Here is a 4,476-nt window from a genome sequence, read left to right as displayed (position 1 = left end):
GGACCGCGGCCTGGCCGTGCGGGGCCGGGGCCCCGGCAGCGGGCGCCCGTCACCGGGGAGGGAGACAGGCGCCCGTGCGCTCAGACCCGGCGCCGGAGCCTGACCGCCGCCGTCCCGCACAGGGCGACGGCGAGGACCGCGCCCGCCCCGGCGGCGACCGATGCCACGGTGACCGCGCCGCTGTCGCGCGCCTCGGGTGCGGCGACGGGTGCGGCGGCCGGTGCGGGTGCGGCGGCGGGCGCGGCGGCCCCGGCCTTGCCCGCTGGGCCGGCGGGGGCCTCGTAGCCTCCGGCGACGCCCTTCTTCGCATAGGCGGAGCCGGGCAGCTTGTCCCCGTACGCGGCCTTCACCCGGGCCCGGTAGGCGTTGAGCGTGGTGCCCTCGGCGCCGACCGCGCGTATCGCGTCCTCGTCCAGCGGGAGCACCTTCGCCCCCTTGCTGACGTACCAGGCGTCGATCTGCGGCTCACGGAAGACCGTGCCGCCGGGGAGCCTGCCCGCGCCCTGCCGGGCGTAGCGGAACTCGTCGTCACCGGTGGCGATGTTCACCACCTGCCACTGGGCGCCCAGCCGGGCCGCCCAGACGGACGCCTTCTGACCGTCGGACGAGACCGCCTTGGTGGCGAGGAACTCCGTACGCGCCACGGGCGCGCCCGCCTTCCCGGCCACGAACTCCGGCGACAGCGTCAGAACCGGCACCGTACTGCCCTCGGCACGGGGTGCCGCCGCCGACCTGGCGACCGCTCCGTCCCGGGCGAAGAAGCGGGAGAGGGTCTCCAGCGTGGCGGGAGCGGTGGCCGCTCCCCTGGCCGCGGCCAGATCGGCGGCCGAGGGTCCGCTCGCGGGGGGCACGGCCGTACCGCTGTCGGCGGCTGCCGTGGACGCGCCGGCGAGCGTGCCGACCGCGCCGAGCGCGAGACAGGCCGCGAAGGCGGCGGTGACGGACGTTCTTGAGGTGACCGGGATTCTTGAGGTGCCCGAGACTCTTGGAGTGCCCGGGATTCTTGGAGTGCCCGAGGTCCGCTTCATCGCGCTCACGCCCCGATCCGGTAGAGCGAGTGGGTCCAGGAGAAGGAGTTGTTGTTCACGTACCAGGCGTGGGAGCCCCAGTTGTAGCGGCTGCTGGTCTGCCAGGGGTCGCCCCAGTAGACCCAGCTGCTGGCGGTGTCGTAGCCGTAGATCACATGCATATGGCCACCACCGCTGGACCACTGGATACGGGTCTCGATGGGACGGTTCTGGTCGATGTCGGTCTGCACGGCCGGGTAGCGCAGCCAGTTGCTGATGTACGAGCCCGGCCGCACCCCGGCCCAGCGCAGCCCGGTCTGCACATTGCCGAGCGTGGCCTGGTTGTTGGGGCACTGGCTGTTCTGCGAGCGGTTGAAGGCGGCGTTGCAGAACTGGTTCTGGCTGTAGTTCTTGCCGAAGTAGGCGGCGATGGTGTTGCCGCCCGCGGCCCAGCACCAGTTGGTCTTGAGCTGTGCCTGCATGGTGATGTCGAGACGCTTCGCGGCGAGGGCGGCACCGGCCTCCGCCGGGCCGGTCGCACGGGTGGTGGCGGGGTCGTCGGCCGGTGCCGCGGCGGCCGACGACAGGGGCACGGTGATGAGTGCGGCGAGTACTGCCGAGACGGCTCCGAGCCGTCTCCTGGTAGTGCGCATCGCGGTCCTCCCAGAGGGATTGGTGGGGGTGGAGGAGCGCGTCCGGACGCTGCGGACTGAGCATCAATCCTTGTCGCGAGCAGGTCAACACGCTTCAATGCGGTGGACACGGCGGTGTGAACGCCGCGGCCGAGATGTGAACACATCCGTCCCGCTCCACCTGGACGGCGGTCGACGCCCGTCCGCGCGGCCCGCCGCCGTCGTGAACGTTCACTGGGCCCCGCGCGGAGCACGCACGGTACGGCCCGAAGCCCGCGGGAGGGGTTCGTATGGGTCACACCGAGGCCGATCTGGCGCAGGTGCTGCACACGGGCCCGTTCCATCTGGCGCTGCGGGCCGCGCTCTCGGTGCGCGGACTGCCGCTCCAGCGGGTGCAGCACCATCTCGCGCACCGGGGCATCAAGGTGGGTGTCACCAGTCTCAGCTACTGGCAGCAGGGGGCCCGCCGCCCCCAGCGGCCCGAGTCACTGCGGGCCGTACGCGCCCTGGAGGAGGTTCTCGAACTCCCCGGGAACTCGCTGATCAGACTGCTCGGCGAGGAGATCGCCCGCTCCGGTGCCGAGCGCCCCGCCGCCCGCTCCTACCGCTCCCTGATGGAGGTGTCCGCCACGGTGGAACGGCTCCTGGCGGAGCTGGAGTGCCCGCTCGACGGCGGGCTGCACACGGTCGGCCACCATGAGCGGGTGGGGATAGGACCGGACCGGGAGCTGCTGGGACGCGACTCCCAGCATGTCGTCCGGGCCCACCGCGACGGTATCGACCGCTATCTGGCGATCCACCACGGGGACCCGGGCTGCGAACCGGCGCGGGTGCGGGTGAGCGCGCGGGAGAACTGCCGCACCGGGCGGGTGCGCTGGCACCGGGAGTCGGGGATCGTCATCGCCGAACTGCTCTTCGACGCCCGGCTGCGCGCGGGTGAGACGTATTTCTTCGGCTACCGGGTCGAGGACGGGACCGGCGGCCCGAGCACCGAGTATGTGCGCGGCTTCACCTACGCGGGCGGCCAGTACGTCCTCCAGGTGCGCTTCGACGGCGGTGCGCTGCCGGTGCGGTGCCGGAGGTTCTCGCAGGCGACGACGGGGGCGCCCCGGGGAGCCCGGACGGATCTCACCCTGAGCGGACAGCACCGTACGGTCCATCTGGTGGAGCAGGGGGTGCGCCCGGGGATTCTCGGGATCGACTGGGACTGGGACTGAGGCGTGACTCCTGCGGGCTACGCGCCGGGTCCCGCCATGAGCTTTCCGCCCTGGGCCCGGATCGGGACCTCAGGCAGCGGTACGGTCGCGGGGCCCACGAGCGCCTTTCCGGTGGTGACGTCGAACCGGCTGCCGTGGCAGGGGCAGTTGGCCTCGGTGCCCTCGACCTTGTCCAGGACACAGCCCGCGTGGGTGCACTGCGCGCTGAACGCCTTGTACTGACCCGCGACCGGGCAGCTCACGACGACCCGCTGCTCGCGGTAGAGCCTGGCTCCGCCGACCGGGACCGCGTCCGCCGCGCCCAGATCGACCTGCTCGGTCGGGGTGGGGTCCTCCGCGTGCCCGAGCTTGGAATCGGTGGAGCAGGCGGCGGCCCCCAGACCGGCGGCCCCGGCGAGGGCGGCGCCTTTCAGCACGGTACGGCGGGCGGCTGAGGAGGGGCCGGGCATGAGGACTCCACTGTTCAGAGCTGTTCAGAGCGTCGATCGGATGGGGTGCGCCGGCGGGCGCGGACGGATGGGCGGCGACAGACCCGACCATACCGACGGGGGCCGGTGCGCAGGACCGGGGGCTCCCTCCCGCGCCGTCCGGCCATGGGCTACGTTCGGCCCGTGATCGTCGTCGCCGGAGAGTCCTTGATCGATCTGGTCCCGCAGGGGGTCGGCGTGCCGCTGCCGGCCCTGCTGCCGCGCCTGGGCGGCGGCCCGTACAACACCGCCGTCGCCCTGGGGCGGCTCGGCGCGCGGGCCGCCTTCTGCTCCCGGATGTCCACGGACGGCTTCGGGGACGCGCTGCTGACCGGACTGCGGAACGCCGGGGTCGACACCTCCCTCGTCACGCGCGGGCCCGAGCCGACCACCCTGGCGGTCGCCTCCATCGGAACGGACGGTTCCGCGGGGTACGGCTTCTACGCGCAGGGCAGCGCTGACCGCCTCTTCGAGCTGCCGCCCCCGCTGCCGGACGCTGTCCGGGCGGTGGCGTTCGGCACCTGTTCGCTGGTGCTGGAGCCGGGGGCGAGCGCGTACGGGGAACTGCTGCGGCGCGAGGCCGGGCGCGGCGTCTTCACCCTGCTCGACCCCAATATTCGCCCCGGTCTGATCCCGGACCCGGACGCCTACCGCAAGCGGTTCGCCGGCTGGCTGCCGGATGTCTCGCTGCTGAAGCTGTCCGACGACGACGCCCACTGGCTGGGCGGGGTGCCCGAAGGACCGCCCGCGGTGGTGCTGACCCGGGGTGCGCGGGGCATGGCCGTACGGACGCGGGGCGGGGTGGAGGTCTCCGTTCCGGCGGCGCCGGTGACGGTCGTGGACACCATCGGCGCGGGCGACACGGTGAACGCGGCGCTCCTCCACGGTCTCGCGTCCCGCGACGCACTCTCGGCCGACGCCATGGCCGCTCTGGGCGCGGGTGGCTGGCGTGAGGTCCTGGCCTTCGCCTCCCGGGCGGCGGCGGTGACCTGCTCCCGTACGGGCGCGGAGCCGCCGTACGCGGCCGAGCTGGCCGCCGCGTAGGCCGGGGCGGCCGGGCGGCGGGGTGTGAGGTCGGTCTCAGACGTTGCCTGTGCCCCAGTCGTCGCCCGGGTTCTGGCCGCGCTCGCGCAGCGACCGGACCCGCTCGGCG

5 protein-coding genes are annotated in these 4,476 nt (G+C 73.5%); 2 read left to right on the top strand and 3 right to left on the bottom strand.

What is annotated here, in order from left to right; all coding sequences use genetic code 11:
• Positions 1-80: 80 nt before the first annotated feature.
• Positions 81-1,028, bottom strand: a complete 948-nt coding sequence (locus ACWF94_RS34410) for a hypothetical protein (protein WP_453497771.1) — start codon at positions 1,026-1,028, stop codon at positions 81-83.
• A gap of 5 nt (positions 1,029-1,033) precedes the next feature.
• On the bottom strand, positions 1,034-1,660 hold the full coding sequence (locus tag ACWF94_RS34405; RefSeq protein ID WP_453497768.1) for a papain-like cysteine protease family protein: 627 nt from the start codon (positions 1,658-1,660) through the stop codon (positions 1,034-1,036).
• Positions 1,661-1,929: 269 nt separating this feature from the next.
• Here ACWF94_RS34405 and ACWF94_RS34400 point away from each other — a divergent pair, with 269 nt between their 5' ends.
• A complete protein-coding gene (locus tag ACWF94_RS34400; protein WP_453497765.1) occupies positions 1,930-2,856 on the top strand; it encodes a hypothetical protein in 927 nt (308 codons plus the stop codon).
• 17 nt (positions 2,857-2,873) lie between these two features.
• Here the strand turns inward: ACWF94_RS34400 and ACWF94_RS34395 are convergent, their stop codons facing one another.
• A complete protein-coding gene (locus tag ACWF94_RS34395) occupies positions 2,874-3,305 on the bottom strand; it encodes a Rieske (2Fe-2S) protein (RefSeq protein WP_453497762.1) in 432 nt (143 codons plus the stop codon).
• A gap of 162 nt (positions 3,306-3,467) precedes the next feature.
• On the opposite strand from ACWF94_RS34395, the gene ACWF94_RS34390 reads away from it, so the two are divergent.
• The gene (locus ACWF94_RS34390) at positions 3,468-4,367 is read left to right on the top strand and encodes a carbohydrate kinase family protein (RefSeq protein ID WP_453497759.1); all 900 of its coding nucleotides are present in this window, start codon (positions 3,468-3,470) and stop codon (positions 4,365-4,367) included.
• The last annotated feature ends 109 nt before the right edge of the window (positions 4,368-4,476 follow it).

The organism is Streptomyces sp. NPDC055078 (assembly GCF_053607985.1).
This window is presented reverse-complemented; position numbering and strand designations above follow the sequence as displayed.